14 protein-coding genes and 1 pseudogene are annotated in these 17,440 nt (G+C 71.3%); 4 read left to right on the top strand and 11 right to left on the bottom strand.

Features of this window, described 5'->3' with window-relative positions; genetic code table 11:
* Positions 1-2: 2 nt before the first annotated feature.
* From mmsA to KQY30_RS04355, 5 genes are all read right to left on the bottom strand, one after another.
* Positions 3-1,544 (bottom strand): multiple monosaccharide ABC transporter ATP-binding protein, encoded by a 1,542-nt coding sequence (gene mmsA, locus KQY30_RS04375; RefSeq protein ID WP_217305645.1) that lies wholly within the window; start codon positions 1,542-1,544, stop codon positions 3-5.
* Positions 1,541-2,656, bottom strand: coding sequence for a multiple monosaccharide ABC transporter substrate-binding protein (chvE, locus tag KQY30_RS04370; RefSeq protein WP_217305644.1), 1,116 nt, complete (start codon positions 2,654-2,656; stop codon positions 1,541-1,543). Before chvE ends, mmsA begins: the two co-directional genes overlap by 4 nt.
* Before the next feature lie 7 nt (positions 2,657-2,663).
* Positions 2,664-3,641, bottom strand: a complete 978-nt coding sequence (locus KQY30_RS04365; protein ID WP_217305643.1) for a hypothetical protein — start codon at positions 3,639-3,641, stop codon at positions 2,664-2,666.
* Positions 3,642-3,864: 223 nt separating this feature from the next.
* The gene (locus KQY30_RS04360; protein WP_217305642.1) at positions 3,865-4,929 is read right to left on the bottom strand and encodes a zinc-binding dehydrogenase; all 1,065 of its coding nucleotides are present in this window, start codon (positions 4,927-4,929) and stop codon (positions 3,865-3,867) included.
* Complete coding sequence (locus KQY30_RS04355) at positions 4,926-6,089, bottom strand: mandelate racemase/muconate lactonizing enzyme family protein (RefSeq protein ID WP_217305641.1); 1,164 nt, start codon at positions 6,087-6,089, stop codon at positions 4,926-4,928. Before KQY30_RS04355 ends, KQY30_RS04360 begins: the two co-directional genes overlap by 4 nt.
* Before the next feature lie 167 nt (positions 6,090-6,256).
* On the opposite strand from KQY30_RS04355, the gene KQY30_RS04350 reads away from it, so the two are divergent.
* The 3 genes from KQY30_RS04350 to KQY30_RS04340 all read left to right on the top strand — a co-directional run bounded on the left by KQY30_RS04350 (position 6,257) and on the right by KQY30_RS04340 (position 8,592).
* Positions 6,257-7,027 carry an IclR family transcriptional regulator gene (locus KQY30_RS04350; protein WP_217305640.1) on the top strand — a complete coding sequence of 257 codons (771 nt, stop codon included), beginning with the start codon at positions 6,257-6,259 and terminating at the stop codon, positions 7,025-7,027.
* A gap of 53 nt (positions 7,028-7,080) precedes the next feature.
* Positions 7,081-7,992, top strand: a complete 912-nt coding sequence (locus KQY30_RS04345; RefSeq protein WP_217305639.1) for an SMP-30/gluconolactonase/LRE family protein — start codon at positions 7,081-7,083, stop codon at positions 7,990-7,992.
* A 72-nt stretch (positions 7,993-8,064) separates the two neighbouring features.
* Positions 8,065-8,592: a YchJ family protein gene (locus tag KQY30_RS04340; RefSeq protein ID WP_217305638.1), complete on the top strand. Its 528-nt coding sequence runs from the start codon at positions 8,065-8,067 to the stop codon at positions 8,590-8,592.
* Positions 8,593-8,654: 62 nt separating this feature from the next.
* Here the strand turns inward: KQY30_RS04340 and KQY30_RS04335 are convergent, their stop codons facing one another.
* The 5 genes and pseudogenes from KQY30_RS04335 to KQY30_RS04315 form a co-directional block, all read right to left on the bottom strand.
* Positions 8,655-9,434, bottom strand: coding sequence for a bifunctional 2-polyprenyl-6-hydroxyphenol methylase/3-demethylubiquinol 3-O-methyltransferase UbiG (locus tag KQY30_RS04335; RefSeq protein ID WP_217305637.1), 780 nt, complete (start codon positions 9,432-9,434; stop codon positions 8,655-8,657).
* The gene (locus tag KQY30_RS04330; protein WP_217310729.1) at positions 9,431-10,054 is read right to left on the bottom strand and encodes a DUF2064 domain-containing protein; all 624 of its coding nucleotides are present in this window, start codon (positions 10,052-10,054) and stop codon (positions 9,431-9,433) included. Before KQY30_RS04330 ends, KQY30_RS04335 begins: the two co-directional genes overlap by 4 nt.
* 602 nt (positions 10,055-10,656) lie before the next feature.
* Positions 10,657-11,334 (bottom strand): annotated as a pseudogene (locus KQY30_RS04325) (glycosyltransferase family 2 protein); the annotation flags it as partial.
* Between the two features lie 108 nt (positions 11,335-11,442).
* A complete protein-coding gene (locus KQY30_RS04320; protein WP_217305636.1) occupies positions 11,443-12,582 on the bottom strand; it encodes an NAD(P)-dependent oxidoreductase in 1,140 nt (379 codons plus the stop codon).
* A gap of 217 nt (positions 12,583-12,799) precedes the next feature.
* Positions 12,800-13,870 (bottom strand): ATP-dependent DNA ligase, encoded by a 1,071-nt coding sequence (locus KQY30_RS04315; protein WP_217305635.1) that lies wholly within the window; start codon positions 13,868-13,870, stop codon positions 12,800-12,802.
* A 170-nt stretch (positions 13,871-14,040) separates the two neighbouring features.
* On the opposite strand from KQY30_RS04315, the gene ligD reads away from it, so the two are divergent.
* Positions 14,041-15,057 (top strand): non-homologous end-joining DNA ligase, encoded by a 1,017-nt coding sequence (ligD, locus tag KQY30_RS04310; RefSeq protein WP_217305634.1) that lies wholly within the window; start codon positions 14,041-14,043, stop codon positions 15,055-15,057.
* Positions 15,058-15,214: 157 nt separating this feature from the next.
* On the opposite strand, the gene KQY30_RS04305 is transcribed toward ligD, so the two are convergent.
* Positions 15,215-17,377 (bottom strand): family 16 glycoside hydrolase, encoded by a 2,163-nt coding sequence (locus KQY30_RS04305; RefSeq protein WP_254407533.1) that lies wholly within the window; start codon positions 17,375-17,377, stop codon positions 15,215-15,217.
* Positions 17,378-17,440 lie beyond the last annotated feature (63 nt).

Raw genomic sequence — 17,440 nt, 5'->3', positions numbered from 1 at the left:
GCTTACCTCGTGTTCCTGGTCATGTGGCGCATCAGGACTTCCTGGGTGGCCTCCGCCCGGGGGACCTCCCCGGTGAGCCGGCCGGCCGCCATCGTGTAGACGCGGTCGCACATGCCGAGCAGCTCGGGCAGTTCGGAGGAGATGAGGACAACGGCCTTGCCCTGGGCGGCGAGCCGGTCGATGACGGTGTAGATCTCGTACTTCGCGCCGACGTCGATGCCACGGGTCGGCTCGTCGAGGATCAGCACATCGGGGCCCGCGAAGATCCACTTGCTCAGGACGACCTTCTGCTGGTTGCCGCCCGAGAGCCTGCCCACCTGCTCGAAGACGGTCGGCGCCTTGATGTTCATGCTCGTGCGGTACGACTCGGCGACCCGGGTCTCCTCGTGCTCGTCGACCACACCCCGTCTGGCCACCTTTGAGAGCGCGCTCATCGTGATGTTCCTGCCGATGGTGTCGATGAGATTGAGCCCGTACTGTTTGCGGTCCTCGGTGACATACGCGATGCCGTGCGCGACGGCCTCCGGTACGGTCCGGGTCCGGATCTCCCGGCCGTCCTTGAACACCGTGCCGCTGATGCCCCGGCCGTACGAGCGCCCGAAGAGGCTCATCGCCAGCTCGGTGCGGCCCGCGCCCATCAGCCCCGCGATCCCCACGATCTCGCCCCTGCGGACCCGCAGCGAGACCCCGTCGACGACCTTGCGCTGCTGGTCGATGGGGTGATGCACGGTCCAGTCGCGGACTTCGAGCGCGGGCTCGGCGCCCGGATCGCCTTCGTACGGGGTGCGTTCGGGAAAGCGGTGGTCGAGATCGCGGCCCACCATGCCCCGGATGATCCGGTCCTCGGTGGTGGAGCCGGCCCGTACATCAAGGGTCTCGATGGTCCTGCCGTCCCGCAGGACCGTGACGGAGTCGGCCACCTCGGCGATCTCGTTGAGCTTGTGGGAGATGATGATCGAGGTGATGCCCTGGGCCTTCAACTCCAGGATGAGCCGCAGGAGCTGGGCGCTGTCGCCGTCGTTGAGGGCGGCGGTCGGCTCGTCCAGGATCAGCAGCTTCACCCGCTTGGCGAGGGCCTTGGCGATCTCCACGAGCTGCTGTTTGCCGACTCCGATGTCGGCGACCCGGGTCTGCGGCCGCTCGCGCAGCCCGACCCGTTCGAGCAGGGACGCCGCGTGCTTCAGCGTCTCGTTCCAACTGATGATGCCTCTGGTGGCATGCTCGTTGCCGAGGAAGATGTTCTCGGCGATCGACAAGTAGGGCACCAGGGCCAGTTCCTGATGGATGATCACAATGCCCTGGGCCTCGCTCGCCCTGATGTCCTTGAAAGCACAGGGGGCGCCCTCGAAGAGAATCTCGCCCTGGTAACTCCCGTACGGATGAACCCCGCTGAGCACCTTCATCAGGGTGGACTTGCCGGCACCGTTCTCCCCGCAGATCGCGTGCACCTCCCCGGGCGCGACCGAGAGGCTGACACCTGAGAGCGCTCTCACCCCCGGGAAGGTCTTCACGATGGAGCGCATCTCCAGGACGGGGGCGGTCATGTCAGGTCACTCGCCTTGATGTAGCCCGATTCCACCAGGACCGACTGGTAGTTGGACCGGTCGACGCTCACCGGGTCCAGCAGATAGGCCGGCACGACCTTGACTTCGTTGTCATAGGTTTTGGTGTCGTTGACCTCGGGCTTCTTGTCGTTCAGGACGGCGTCCGCCATCTGCACGGCCTGCCTCGCCAGGGCACGGGTGTCCTTGTAGACCGTCTGCGTCTGCTGCCCCGCGATGATGGACTTCACCGAGGCGACCTCCGCGTCCTGCCCGGTGACCAGCGGATACGGCTTGGCCGGCGTCCCGTACCCGTCGGACTTCAGCGCCGAGAGGATGCCGATGGAGATCCCGTCGTACGGCGAGAGCACCGCGTCGACCTTGCGCGAGCCGTACGCCTTGGTCAGCAGGTCGTCCATCCGCTTCTGCGCGGTGCCGCCGTCCCAGCGCAGGGTGGTGATCTGGTCCAGCCTGGTCTGGCCGCTCCCGACCACGAGCTGCTTGGAGTCGATGTACGGCTTGAGGGTCTTCCAGGCGCCGTCGAAGAAGTACCGGGTGTTGTTGTCGTCGGGGGAGCCCGCGAACAGCTCGATACTGAACGGGCCTTTCTGCCCACCGCTCTTGAGGCCCAGCTTGTCGATGAGATAGCCGGCCTGGAGGACACCGACCCGCTCGTTGTCGAAGGACGCGTAGTAGTCGACGTTCTCGGTGCCCAGGATCAGTCGGTCGTAGGAGATCACCTTGATGTCCTGGTCGGCGGCCTGCTGGAGCACATCGGTGAGAGCGCGACCGTCGATCGCCGCGATCACCAGGACGTCCACGCCCTTTGTGATCATGTTCTCGATCTGGGAGACCTGCTGGGCGACATCGTCCTCGCCGTACTGGAGGTCCGTCTTGTACCCGAGCTTCTCGAACTGGGCGACCATGTTGGAGCCGTCGGCGATCCAGCGCTCCGACGACTTGGTCGGCATCGCGATACCGACGGTGGAGCCCTCGCCGCCCTTCGACTCGTCCTTGCTGCCGCCCTCGCTGTTCTGACCGCAGGCGGCGAGGGAGAGAACCAGGGACACGGCGGTGACGGCGAGTGCGGCCCGGCGGGCACGGCGGATACGCATGGGGGCATCAGTCCTTGTCATGAGTGAGGGGAAAACGGCTGAGCGGGCCCGGCAGCCGGGAACCGAGCGGCGACATCCCGCCGTCGGCGCCATGGCGCCCGAGCAGATCGAGCACGAGCCGGCCACGGCGTACCCGCTCGCGGGCGGCGGTGAGAGCGGTTTCACGGAGCTGAGCGCCGTACGGATAGATGCCGGGCGACTTGGAGAGCCCGAACTTGAGATAGAGCGGAGCACCGCGTCTGATCAGCTCCGCCGTCTCGTACATCCGGACATAGCCGCCGAGATCGTCGGGCGCCTCGATATAGAGATCCATGGGGGCGCGGCTGCTCCGGCGGATCTCGGTGAGATGGGCGAGCGTCAGATCCGAGGGCACATTGATCGAGTCGGCCCCCAGCCGTTCGAACACCGCGTACGAGGCCGGATTGACCGGGCCGACGAGCGCGGAGACCTTGAGAGTGGTGTCGGCGGGCAGGATGCCCCGGGCCCGCAGCCGGTGCAGGGTCCAGAGCACACCCTCGTCGGCGACGAGCAGGCACCGTACGCCCAGTTCAGCGGCCCGCAGGGCGTCCTCGACACAGCCGGCCATCGCGCCATGGCCCCTGGCGCGCAGCCCGGCGCCGCCGGAGTCGGTACGGGTGGAGCCGCCGGTGTCCCAGGTGCCGCGCGGCCCGGTGAACAGGCACAGCTCGATGGAGCGGGCCGCGCAGGCCTCGGTCATCTCGGTGATCTCGGTGTCGGAGAGCATCCAGACACCGCTGCCCTGACTGACCCGGTGCACCGGCAGATCGAGGCGGCCGGATTCCTGGAGGACCACGGCGAGGCTCTCGGGCCCCTCGACGGAGGGGATCTCGGTACGCCACAGACCCCCGTCGGGGAAGGTGTGGGCGGAGGCGTCCGCGGGGTGGTCCTCGGGTGCGGCGAGGCCGAGCGTGGCGAGCGCCTGCTCGCCGGGACGGCGGGGGGCGGGGGCTGATACGTCGGTCACGGACGAGTCCTTCGGTTCGGTCGGCGCGAGGGCGGTGTGTCATGCGTGCGGCGGTGTGCGCGGTGTGTTCGGTATGCCGGACATGGTTCGGGGAGGCGGGTGTACGGCGGTACGGAGTGCTGTTCGGCGGCGCGTCAGGGGCCGCGCGTCGGGGGTCGCGGTCGGGAACGGCGGGCCGGGGACCGGGAGTTGGGAGTTGAGGCGGAGCGCGGGGGCCCGTCCGTCAGGGGCGCAGCAGTACCTTTCCGGTACCCGGATCGCCGCCGCCCACCAGCGCCACGGCCTCGCCGTACCGCTCCAGCGGGAACTCATGCGTCACCAGCGGCCCCGGATCGAGCAGTCCGCCGGTGAAAGCGCGTACAGCGAACGACCACGCGGCGGACGGCGCCCCGAAGACACTCCGTACCGTGAGCTGGTTCAGCGAGAGATGCACCGGGTCGATACCGCTCGCGCCCGGCGCGAACATCCCGGTGAGCACCACCCGGCCGCCGCGCCGGGCCAGCAGACAGGACGAGGCGGCGGTGGTCGGCGCCCCGGCGGTCTCCACGACCAGGTCGTACCGTCCGCCCAACTCCCCGGCCACCGCCGGATCCACGGCCCCGCTCGCCCCGAACTCCCTTGCCTTGGAGGCCCGTTCGGAGCGCGGATCGATGACCGTCAGCTCCGACGGGGAGGAGGCCGAGAGGAGCTGTACGGCGAGCAGCCCGAGCGTGCCGGCGCCGACCACCGCGATCCGTTCCCCGGGCTCCGGCCGGCCCGCCCGTACCGCCGCGGCGACCACTGCGGCCGGCTCCAGCAGCGCAGCCGCCCGCAGATCGGCGTCATCGGCCAGCAGGTGCAACAGCCGTGCGGGAACGACCACATGGTCCGCGAAACCACCGGGACGGGTGAACCCCGTCTCGTCGTAACCCCGGGTGCAGAGCGAGGTCTCGCCACCCCGGCAGCGCGCGCACATTCCGCAGGAGCGGAACCCCTCGGCGACCGTCCGACGGCCCGTCAGCTCCGGATCCACGCCCTCGCCCACCGCGTCGACCGTGCCCGCCCACTCGTGCCCCGGCACCACCGGGTAGCGCACATGGCCCGCGTCGCGGCGGCCCTCGTACACTTCGCGGTCGCTCAGACAGATCCCGGCGGCGGCGACCCGGATCCGCACCTCGCCGGGGCCCGGTACGGGCTCGGGGCCGTGCACCAGGCGGTGTGCCCCCGGCCGTTCGACGACGACCGACCGGCTGCCACGCGGAACCGTGGTGGCCTGGGCTAACGCGCGAGTATTCGCCGGGGCGCTCACCGGGACGCCTCCGGGGCGCGCTTCTCCCAGCCCTCGGCCCACAGGTCGAACCGTGCCTGCCGCTGCGGGAATTCGGCCGCCGCGTCCGCGTCGAACTCCACCCCGAGACCGGGCGCGTCCGGCACCGTGAAGCAGCCCGTCGCCGGATCGACCTCCGGAGCGCCGGTCACCACCTTCTTGATCTCCGCGTCCGCGAAGTCATTGAAGTGCTCAAGGATCTTGAAGTTCGGAGTGCAGGCGGCCAGTTGAAGGCTGGCGGCGGTCAGTACCGAGCCGCCGACATTGTGCGGCGCGACCAGCACATAGTGGGTCTCGGCGGTCGCGGCCAGCTTTCTGGCCTCCAGGATCCCGCCGATGTGCCCGACGTCCGGCTGGATGATGTCGGCCGCCTGGGACTCGAAGAGTTCCCTGAACTCGATCCGGTCATGGACGCGTTCACCGGTCGCGATGGGCAGATCCACCTTCTCCGCGACCTTGGAGAGCGCTTTCAGATTCTCCGGCGGCACCGGCTCCTCCAGCCAGGCCGGCTGGTACGGGGCCAGCTCGCGCGCCAGCCGTACCGCGGTCGACGGGCTGAACCGCCCGTGCATCTCCAGCATCAGCTCCGCGTCCGGTCCGATCGCGTCCCGTACCGCCTCGATCAGCGCCACTGCCTCATTGCTCGCCGCCCGGTCCAGCTCGTAGTGCCCGGTGCCGAACGGATCGATCTTCAGAGCCCGGTAGCCGCGGGCCACCACCGCCAGCGCCGCCCCGTGATACGCCTCCGGGGTGCGCTCGGTGGTGTACCAGCCGTTGGCGTACGCCTTGACGCGGTCGGTGACCCGCCCGCCGAGCAACTGCCAGACCGGTACGCCGAGTGCCTTGCCCTTGATGTCCCAGCAGGCCATCTCGACGACGGCGATGCCCGACATCACGATCTCACCGGCCCGGCCGTAATCGCCGTACTTCATCCGGCGGACGAGGTCCTCGACGGCGAACGGGTCCGATCCCCGCAGGTGGTTGGCCTCCGCCTCCCGCAGATAGCCGGTCAACGCATCGGTCCTGCCGAGCATTCGGGTCTCTCCGACACCGGTGAGTCCCTCATCGGTGTGGACCAGGACATAGGTGAGATTGCGCCACGGTGTGCCGACGACATGTGTGCTGATTCCCGTAATACGCAAGGCGGTTGCCCCTCGTGTGTGTTCGGTATTTCGTCACACGTTCGAAATCGTGGCGTGACGGTATTCAGGCTCTCCGAGGGGTGTCAATGGGTTGCGCGCCGGTTAGCCTGTGTTCGTCATTCCGGCCAACGGCCGAGGTACCGGACACGAGGGGTGGGTGGTCGGCCATGGGACGGCTCGTCCCCGCGGTGACGCGGGCCCTGGACATACTCGAACTGTTTCTGGAGGGCGACGGCACGCTCTCCGCGCCCGAGGTCATCCGCAGGCTCCAACTGCCCCGCACCACCGTGCACGAACTGCTCACCACGCTCGCGGCCCGCTCGTATCTGGCGCCCGTCCCCGGCGAGCCCGGCCGGTACCGGCTCGATGTGCGTACGTACCAACTGGGCAGCAGATACGCGGAACAGCTCGATCTCGCCGCCGAGGGCAGACAGGTTGCCCGCGAGATCGCCGAGACCTGCGACGAGACCGTCCATGTCGCGATCCTGGAGGACACCGACGTGATCTACATCGCGAAGGTCGACTCCACGCACGCGGTCCGTATGGTCTCCGCCGCGGGCCGGAGACTGCCCGCCCACTGCACCTCGGTGGGCAAGATGCTGCTCGCGTCACTGCCCGAGGCGGAGCTCGAACTGCGCATCGCCGGGCACGAGTTCACCGCCATGACGCCCGCCAGTGTCACCGATCCCGATGCGCTGCGGGCCGAGCTGGCGGTGATCAGGGAACGCGGGATCGCTGTCGAGCACCGTGAGTCCAACCCGGATGTGAGCTGTGTGGCCGCGCCCGTACGGGACAGCGCGGGGCGGGTCGTCGCCGCGCTGTCCATCTCCGTACCGGTGATCCGGTGGAGCGACGAGCGCGAGGAGGAACTGGGGCAGCTCGCGGCCAAGGGCGCGAACACGCTCTCAGTACGGCTGGGGCACCGGGGGGCGTGGTGAGTGCCGCAGGGGTAGGGGCTTCAGGGGCGCGGGGTCCGGCGGCACGGGCCTCGGTGGCGGGGGCTTCGGCGGCGCGTGTCGAGGTCGCGGTACGGGAAACGGCCGTGCTCGGCGAGGGGCCGACCTGGGACACCGCGTCCGGCCGGCTCATCTGGGTCGACATCCTCTCCTCGCGCGTCCACACGTACGATCCGGCCGACGGCCGCCGTACGGTCATGGTCACCGAGCAGCATGTCGGCGCGGCCAAACCGCGCGCCGGGGGCGGTCTGGTGGTCAACCTCCGGGACGGTATCGGGCTTTACGGCCCTGGGGTCTTCGGGGGCCACGGGGTCCGCGGAGCTTCCGGGGGCTCGGGCGGATCTGAGAGCGCTTTCTCGTGGCTGGTCCACGATCCGGTGCCCGGCCGCCGGGGCAATGACGCCGCCATCGCCCCGGACGGATCGCTCTGGGCTGGCAGCATGCGGTACGACGAGGCCGACCGGGGCGGGCGGCTGATCCGGGTGGCACCCGACGGCACGGTCACCGAGGCACTGACCGTCACGGTCGGCAACGGCACAGGCTGGAGCCCCGACGGGCGGACGATGTACTACATCGACAGCCCCACCCGCCGCGTCGACCGGTTCCGCGTCGACGGTGAACGCATCACCGAACGGACCACCCTGGCGGTCATCGAGGACGGGGCCGGGCTTCCGGACGGGCTCACGGTCGACGCGGACGGCTGTGTCTGGGTGGCCCTCTGGGACGGTGGCCGGATCCGGCGGTACACACCGCGCGGCGATCTCGACCGTACCGTCGAGCTGCCCGTACAGCGCCCCACCGCTTGCGCGTTCGGCGGTCCCGGGCTGCGGGACCTGTACATCACCTCGGCCCGTACGGGGCTGGCACGCCCGCATCCGCTCTCCGGCTCGCTGCTGGTCCTGCCGGACGCGGGGGAGGGGCTGCCGGGGACGCCGTTCGGGGGCTGAGGCGGGCGTGGATGGAAGGGGCCCGGGACCGCGGGAGCCGAGCCAGTGCGAACCGTCCGCGAGAATGGGGGCATGGCCCGACGCCCCGCACGACCCGCCCGCCCCGGTCCCAGCCGCCCCGACCTCACCGGTCGCTCCGACCGGTCCGCCGCCCCCTGCCCCTGCGGGCTGCCCGCCGCGTACGGCGCGTGCTGCGGTCGCTTCCATTCCGGAGCGGCCGGCGCGGCCACCGCGACCACTCCGCCCGCCGCGGTCCCTCCGCCGACCGGGGCCATTTCGCCCACCGCGGTCACCCCGCCCACCGCCGAACTGCTGATGCGTTCCCGCTACAGCGCGTTCGCCGTGGGCGACGAGCCGTACCTGCTGAGGAGTTGGGCCCCGGCCACCCGGCCGCCGGGCGTGGATCTCGACCCCGCGGTGCGATGGACCAGCCTGGAGATCCTGGAGACCACCGACGGCACCCCCTTCCACACCACCGGGACCGTGACCTTCCGTGCCCGCTTCACCCATCAGGGCAAGCCGGGGGTGCTGAGCGAGCGGAGCCGCTTCGCCCGGCACGAGGGCGCGTGGGTGTATGTGGACGGCACCGTGGCGGAGTGATCCGGCGGGGGCTTCAGAGGAGGGGCCCTTTCGGGGCGGATCCTCCCCGGGCGCGGTTTTCTTCAGGGCCGGCGCCCTTTGCGTACCGTGCGTTTCTGTCGCACCGCCCGTCCCACGCGTTCCGTAGGATCCACGCGTTCCGCCCGTGCCACGGGCTCCGTGCGCTCCGTGCTTTCCGTACGTTCCAGAGCGACGAAGTGACGGCCCGCGGCCGTCCACTGTTCGGCCGGGGTCCAGCCCGCGGCGCGGCCGTGGCGTATGAGTGCGCGGGCGCCCACGCGGGCCCAGGAGAAGGCGTCTCCCGGCGTACCGGTGCCGTTGTCGACCCGTACCCGGACGCGTTCGTCGAGATCCGGGTCCACGCCGGCCGGGGCGGTCTCGACGATCAGCGAACCGGCCGGCGCGACAACCGAGGTGAGGCGGGCGAGCAGGGCCTCCGGATCTCCGTCGATACCGATGTTGCCGTCCATGAGCAGCGCCGTGTGCCAGCCGCCCTCGCGGGGCAGCGGATCGAACACCGACCGTATGAGAGCGCTTCCACCCGCGCGTACGGTGTGCGCCACCGCCGCCGGGCTGACGTCGATGCCCAGCGCGGGGCGGCCCCGGGCGGCGAGCGCGGTGACGATCCGTCCGGGGCCGCAGCCGATGTCGAGGACACTGCCCCGGCAGCGCTCCAGCACGGTCAGATCCGCCCGGTCCGGCCCCGCGCACCAGCGCTCCACCTCCAGTGGCAGCAGCCAGCCGTCGGAGCGGCGCAGGAAGAGCGGGCCGCGCCCGGTACGCAGCGCGTCGGCGTACGGACCGGTCTGCCAGGGCGCGGGCCTGGCCTCCGCGGTGGTCATCGCACCCCGGCCACGGTGAGCCCGGCGAGCGCGGCGGCGAACCGGCTGTCCGGCGCCTCGGCCGCGACCAGCGCGGCGTCGCGCGCGGTGTCGACATCGCGCAGCGGCGGCAGATCCCGTACGGCGAGTCCCGCCCCGGTGAGCCGCCCGCGCTGCACGGCGCCGGTCGCGGGCACGGACATCGGCACCCCGCGCAGCAGCGCCGGATCGGGTACGGCCAGCCCCAGTGCCCAGAACCCGCCGTCCACGGCGGGCCCGAACCACGCGTCGCATCCGTCCCAGGCGTCCGGCGCGAGCGCGGGCGCCAGCAGCTCGGGAGTGAGCTGCGGGGTGTCCATCCCGACGAGCACGGCGGGCCCGTCGCACAGCCCGAAGGCAGCGGCCAGCCGCTCGTCGAGCCCCCCGGCGCTTTGCGGTACGACCTCGATCCCGGCGGGCAACCACGCCCCCGGCACCCCATCGAGCACCAACACCCGCCGCCGCACGGGCGCGGCCAGCACGGCGTGCAGGGTGTCGACGAGCGAGGCCTCCGCCAGCCGGGCGGCCTCCTCGGCCGAAAAGGGCGGCGTGAGCCGGGTCTTGACCCGCCCGGCGACAGGCGCCTTCGCCACCACCAACAGACAACTCACAACGCCCCCAGGTGCGGGGTCCCGGTGGCGTCGGCGCCGGGGCAGCCGGCCGCAGGGTCGGTACCCGGGCGGCTGTCGGCCAGCGGCCCGGCCGTTGCGCGGCCCGCGCCGTCGCGGCTGCCGCCGGGGGCGTCAGCAGGCGGAGCGCCGGTCGCACGGCCCGTACGGGCCCGGTCGACGGCCATGGAGTCGTCGGCCCCGCAGGTTACGGCCTCGGTCGCAACAACGGCCGCTGTTGCGATCGGACCCGTATCCACCCGGTCGGTGACGGCGGGGCTGTCGCCGGGGCGGACGTGCGGCGGGGCGGTGGCCGTACGAGCCGTGTCGTCGACGTCGGCCGACCGGTGAGCCGTACGGTCCGTCCCTGCGGGGTCGGTGGCCGACTGCGGAGCGGCCGTACGCCCTGTGTCTGCGCCGGCGGTGTCGCGGGCGGTGCTCGCTGCCTCGCGGGGTGCCGCCCCGGTCGTAACGGTGTCCATCGGGTCGGCGGCCGTAGGAGCTGCTGCGGTGGCGGTCGTCGGCTGGTGAGCCGAGCGTTCGGGCCCCGCCGCCGGAGTGGCGGTGCCCGCCGCTCCTGAGCCGCCCATGGCCACAGGCGGCTGGGCCAGTACCGCTCGCATGTCGTGGACCGCTTGCCAGGTGCCTCGCCAGGTGCCCGTCACCTTGGACTTGCCCCTGCGGGGGAGGTACGGGGCATCCCGTTCCGTCACCCGCCAGCCCGCGTCGGCGGCGCGGACCACCATCTGGAGGGGGTAGCCGCTGCGGCGGTCCGTGAGGGAGAGGGCGAGGAGCGGCTCGCGGCGGGTCGCCCGCATCGGGCCCAGGTCGTGCAGCCGCAGCCCCGTTCTGCGGCGCAGCATGCGGGCCAGCGCGAGATTCCCCGCTCGCGCGTGCAGCGGCCAGGCCGTGCGCGGACGCGGCCGCCGGCGGCCCAGCACCAGATCGGCCCGGCCCGCCGCCACCTCGGCCACAAAGGCGGGCAGCAGGCCCGGGTCGAGCGACGCGTCGCAGTCGCAGAAGCAGACGAACTCGGCCTCCGCGGCGAGCAGTCCGGCATGGCACGCGGCACCGAACCCCCGCCGGGGCTCACGTACCACCGTCGCGCCGAGCCCGGCGGCGATCTCCGCCGAACCGTCGGACGAGCCGTTGTCGACGACGATCGCGCGCCAGCCGGCGGGCATCCGGCCCAGTACCCAGGGGAGGGCGAGGGCCTCGTCAAGACAGGGGAGTACGACATCGACAGTCGTGGGAGCCGCTGGAGCCGTGGGAATCGAGTGGGTCACGTCATCACCGTATGAATTCGGGTACCGACAAAGGGGATATGAGGTCTTACGAAACACGGACATCGCGACCCGGGCGACCGCCCCCGGCCGTTCGGGTCACGGGGATGAGAGATCGACATCGACGGCGCCCACGACGCCGGGGCCCGGCTCGGCGGCCATGGAGCGCCAGGGCGCCGCCACAGCCCCCGTCGCCCGTTGTTCCGCGTTCGCGAATTCCGTCATGCCCGCCTCGAAGCCCACCTCCGGCAGCCAGCCCAGCTCCTCCCTCAGGCGTTGTGAGGACGCCGTGATGTGGCGGACGTCGCCGAGGCGGTACTCGCCGGTGACCACCGGCTCGGGGCCGCCGTGCGCCGACGCGAGCGCCGACGCCATCTCGCCGACCGTGTGCGGCTCCCCGCTGCCCGTGTTGAAGACGCTCAGTGCGCCCGGCTCGCGGTCCCGTACGGCCGCCAGGGCCAGCGCGTTCGCCCGGGCGACATCCCGTACGTGGACGAAGTCCCGCCGCTGCCCGCCGTCCTCGAAGACCCGGGGTGCCTCGCCGCGCGCGAGCGAGGAACGGAAGAAGGACGCCACCCCCGCGTACGGCGTGTCGCGCGGCATCCCCGGCCCGTACACATTGTGGTAGCGCAGCGAGACCGCCCGGCCGCCCGTGGCCCGAGCCCACGATGCCGCGAGATGCTCCTGCGCCAGCTTGGACGCCGCGTACACGTTCCGCGGATCGGTGGGCGCGTCCTCGCCGATCAGCCCCGGCACCAACTCCGCGCCGCAGCGCGGGCAGCCGGGTTCGAACCGGCCCGCGTCCAGGTCGGCCGCCGCCCTCGGCCCGGCGGCGACCCGCCCGTGCGTGGGGCAGTCGTAGCGGCCCTCGCCGTACACCACCATCGACCCGGCCAGCACCAGATCCCGTACCCCCGCCTCCGCCATGCCCGCGAGCAGGACGGCGGTGCCCAGGTCGTTGCAGCCCACGTACACGGGCGCGTCCGCGAAGTCCTTGCCGAGGCCGACCATCGCCGCCTGATGGCACACCGCGTCCACCCCGCACAGCGCCCGCGCGACGGCCGTCCTGTCGCGGACGTCCGCGTGGATCCACTCGGTCTCGGGGGGCGGGGACGGCGGTACGGGATGGGCCGAGGGCAGCAGGGCGTCCAGGACGACGGGTTCATGGCCGAGCGCGGTGAGGGCGGTGACGATCTGCGAGCCGATGAAGCCCGCGCCTCCGGTGACGAGTACACGCATGACGGGGACGCTATGCGCCGTACGGCCCTCACGCCCGGTCACGCGCCGGGCCGTCACAGGTCCGTAAGATCACCGGCCGTGACGTCAGCGCCCGCGCGACCGACCACCCCACGACCGCGGGACGCGAGACCGCAGGACACGAGACCGCAGGCGTGGGACCGCGGGACCACTGGGCCCGGGACCGCCGGCCCGCCCGGCAGACCCCGCTCCCTCACCCTCACCCCGTCGGCAGTGCCAGCACCTCCGCCAGGTCGTACCGCACCGGCTCCTCCAACTGCCCGTACGTACAGCTCTCCGGAGTACGGTCCGGCCGCCACCGCCGGAACTGCGCCGTGTGCCGGAACCGGTTGCCCTCCATATGGTCGTACGCCACCTCGCACACCCGCTCCGGACGCAGCGGCAGCCACGACAGGTCCTTCGTGCCGGACCAGCGGCTCGGCCCGCCGGGCAGCCGGGCGGTCTCATGCGCGGACTCGTCGGCCCAGGCGCCCCAGGGATGCCCCTCCGCCGATTCCATGCGCAGCGGCGCCAGCTCCTCCACCAGTTCGGCGCGGCGCTTCATCGGGAACGCCGCGCAGACCCCGACATGCTGGAGGGCGCCCCCGGAGTCGTACAGCCCGAGCAGCAGCGAACCGACCACAGGACCGCTCTTGTGCAGGCGATATCCGGCGACCACCACATCCGCGGTCCGCTCGTGCTTGACCTTGAACATCAGCCGTGCGTCCGGCCGGTAGAGCAGATCGAGGGGCTTGGCGATCACCCCGTCGAGCCCTGCGCCCTCGTACCGCTCGAACCACTCCTCGGCCATGCCGAGATCGGTGGTGGCGGGCGCGAGATGCAGCGGCGGGTGGACTCCGATGAACGCGGCCTCCAGCGCCTCCCGCCGCCCCACCAGCGGGGTGTCCAGCAGCGAGGCGTCCCCGAGGGCCAGCAGATCGAAGGCCACGAAACTCGCCGGGGTCCGCTCGGCCAGCGTGTCCACCCGGGACTTCGCGGGGTGGATGCGCTCGGTGAGCCGGTCGAAGTCGAGCCGGTCCCCGTGGACGATGACGATCTCGCCGTCCACGACACAGCGCCCCGGAAGCTGCTCGCGCAGAACGGTGACCAGCTCGGGGAAGTAGCGGGTGAGCGGCTTGCCCGTACGGCTGCCGATCACCACCTCGTCCCCGTCCCGGTGGATGATCGCCCGGAAGCCGTCCCACTTGGCCTCGTACTGCATGCCCGGCGGGATCCGGGCCACGGACTTGGCGAGCATGGGCTTCACGGGAGGCATCACCGGCAGATCCATGCTCCGATTGTGCTTGGGAACCCGGCCCGCCGCCGCCCGGCAGGCACCTCGCGCACCCCCTGCCGCCGCCCGACAAGCACCCCGCACACCCGCGCATCACCCTGCGCGGCCCGCTCACCCCGCCGCGCTCCGATATGCACTCCGCCCGCGCCCGGCCTAGCGTGGCCCCCATGGGTGCAGCGGTGGAGCTGGAAGCGGGCGGCAGGACCGTACGGCTGTCCAGCCCGGACAAGATCTACTTCCCCGAGCGCGGTTTCACCAAGCTCGATGTCGCGCGCTACTACCTGGCCGTGGGGCCCGGGATCCTGCGCGCGCTGCGCGACCGGCCCACGACCCTGGAGCGCTATCCCGAGGGCGTCGGCGGCGAGTCCTTCTTCCAGAAGCGGGCTCCCAAGAACCTGCCCGACTGGATTCCCACCGCCCGAATCGACTTCCCCAGCGGCCGGTCCGCCGACGAGATCTGCCCCACCGAGGTCGCCGCCGTGCTCTGGGCGGCGAACCTCGGCTGTCTCACCTTCCACCCCTGGCCGGTACGGAGAGGGCGCGCCGACCACCCCGACGAGCTGCGGATCGATTTGGACCCGCAGCCCGGCACGGACTTCAAGGACGCGGTCAGGGCCGCCCACGAACTGCGCGCCTTCCTCGACGAGCAGGGGCTGCGCGGCTGGCCCAAGACCTCCGGGGGCCGGGGCCTCCATGTGTTCGTGCCGGTCGAACCGCGCTGGACCTTCACCGAGGTCCGCCGCTGCGCCATCGCCGTCGGGCGGGAGCTGGAGCGGCGGATGCCGGGCCGGGTGACCACCGCGTGGTGGAAGGAGGAGCGCGGCGAGCGGATCTTCGTCGACTACAACCAGACCGCCCGTGACCGCACCATCGCCTCCGCCTACTCCGTACGCCCGAGCGCGCACGCCCCGGTCTCCGCGCCGCTGCGCTGGAACGAACTGGACGAGGTGGCGCCGGAGGACTTCGATCTGGCGACCATGCCGGTGCGATTCGGCGAAGTGGGCGACGTACACGCGGAGATGGCGGACGAGGCGCACAGCCTGGAGGGGCTGCTGGAGCTGGCCGGCCGGCAGGAGCGGGACGACGGCGTGGGGGACATGCCGTACCCGCCGGACTATCCGAAGATGCCGGGCGAACCGAAGCGGGTCGCGCCGAGCCGCGCCAAACGGCAGGACGAGAAGTAGCCGAGAAGCGGCGCGGACGTCACTGTGCCCCCTTGCCCCCTTGCCGGCTCCACCGGACTCCTCATGCCCTCTCGTCGGCTCCGCCGGACAGCACTGTGCCCCCCTCTCCCGTCGGAGAAGGGGGCACAGCACTCGTGTGTGAGCCGTCAGCCGGGGGCTACAGCTCCTGGATCCGGATGTTGCGGTACGAGATCACATCCGTGGTGCCATGGACCTGGAGCCCGATGTAGCCGGTGGCGTACCGCCGGCCGTCCGTGCCCGGGTCACCGGCGCGCGGCGGCGTGAAGGTCTGCCCGCCCACATTGTCGAACTCGTTGATCACCACACCGTTGCGCAGGATCGTGTAGTGCTGGTCGACCACCCGGATCTCGTAGTCGTTCCAGGTGCCCTTGGGGGTGACTCCCGCACCACCGAGGCCCACCCGGTCGAATCCGTAGATCGAGCCGGTCTTGTACATGTCGCCGTCCGGGCGGTCGAGGATCTGCACCTCGTGCCCGTAGTTGATGGCGACCCACTCGGGCCGGGACTCCTCCGGGTGGTTGTGGACGTTCGGGAAGCGGACGAAGACCCCGCCGTTGGCGTTGCCGTTGCCCGGGGCGTCGTCACGGAACTGGAGCTTCAGCGAGAAGTTCCCGTACGTGCGCTGCGGGAACCACAGCATGCCCATGCCCTCGACCGTGGTGCTGCTGGTGATCGCACCGTCGCCCGAGAGCGCGAACTTGCCGCCGCCCACCTGCTCCCACTTGGCGAAGGACTCGGCCGTACCGTCGAACAGGTCGCGGTAGCCCTCCGTCTGGCCGGGCTTCCCGATCTTGGACTGCTTGGCGGCCCGGGTGATCTTGTTGAACTCGCGCTGGTCGATGACATTGTCGGCGAACAGCTTGTCGAGCACGGTGTCGACATGCTTGAGGAAGAGGGCGTGCGAGGTCCACTCCCGCTCGTCCTCGATCAGCTCGTTGATGGTGCAGCGGTTACGGGTCAGCCGGTTCGGCACACCCGAGTCGACCGTACCGACGATGACCGTCAACCGCTCGTCGTACTCGGGGCAGTTGGGCGCCGGAACGCCGCCGCCCTGCGCGATGGTGAACGACACCTGCTTGGCCTGTGAGGTGTTGCCCGCCTTGTCGGTCGCGCGGTGCGCGAGCGTGTGGTAGCCGACCCGGTCGACGATGACGGGCGTGGTGTACGCGAGGTACGGCCCGCCGTCGAGGGAGTACTCGACCTTGTCGACACCCGACTCGGAGTCGGTCGCGGTCAGCGTCACCTTGGCGCTGGTGATGAAGGCGCCATTGGCGTTCTTGTCACCCGTGACGGCCGCCGAGGTCTGCGGCGCGGTGGTGTCCTGCGCCGGCGGCTCCACGACGGTGAAGGCGACGGACTTCTCGGCCGCCGCGTTCCCCGCCTTGTCGGTCGCGCGGTAGCGGACCGTGTGCGAGCCGACCTGATGCACCATCACCGGAGCGGTGTACGGCTGCCAGGCGCCGCTCGCGCCGAGCGCGTACTCGATGGTGTTGACGCCCGAGCCGGTGTCCGAGGCGGTGACGGTGACCGTGGCCATCGACAGATAGTTGCCCGCGTCGTCCTGCTCGCCGCTCACGGTCGCCGAGGTCTCCGGCGGGGCCGTGTCATCGGTCGGCGGGGCGACGACGGCGAACTCGACGGACTTCTCCGCCGCCACGTTCCCCGACTGGTCGGTGGCGCGGTACCGGATCAGATGGCTGCCGACCTGGTCGACCACCACCGGATCGGTGTACGGCTGCCAGGGCCCGTCGGCCCCGACCGCGTACTCCGTCGTCGCTATTCCGGAGCCCGCGTCGGTCGCCGTCACCGCGACCGTCGCCGAGCCGACAAACGCGCCGTCGGCGTTCTGCTGGCCCTGCACCGTGGCGTTGGTCTCCGGAGCGGTGGTGTCGCCCGGGCCGACCTCGGTCACGGTGAGCACGCCGGTCATCGTGCTGTGCCCGGGGATGGAGCAGCGGAAGCGGTACTTGCCCGGGGTCAGATTGACCTCGACCGTGTACTTCCCGCCGTTGGCGTCACTGGGATTGGCCAGGATGTTCAGCGGGACGTCGTTGTTGTACTCGGGATCCGACACATCGAAGGTCAGCGTGTGTGGCATGCCCGTGGTGTTGCCGGTGGCCGTGCTGTTCTCGAAGACGATCGTGGTCGGCCCGGCCAGCGCGGTGGTCGGGAAGCTGAGATAGCGGTCGATCGGGTCGCCCGCCGTCCAGGTCAGCACCTGGGCAGCGGCCGCCTTCGCGCCGTCCGGGCGCTCGACGGCCCGGCCGTACGCGGCGGTCGAGGTCAGGCCCAGCACCATCAGGAACGCGCCCACCAGGGCCGTCCACAGTCGCAGAGGCCGATACCTGAGCGGGGAACGATG

It is taken from the genome of Streptomyces sp. GMY02 (genome assembly GCF_019056675.1).
GTDB classification, from domain to species: domain Bacteria; phylum Actinomycetota; class Actinomycetes; order Streptomycetales; family Streptomycetaceae; genus Streptomyces; species Streptomyces odonnellii.
The sequence above is the reverse complement of the archived record's forward strand: the minus strand, read 5'-3'. Positions and strand labels throughout refer to the sequence as shown.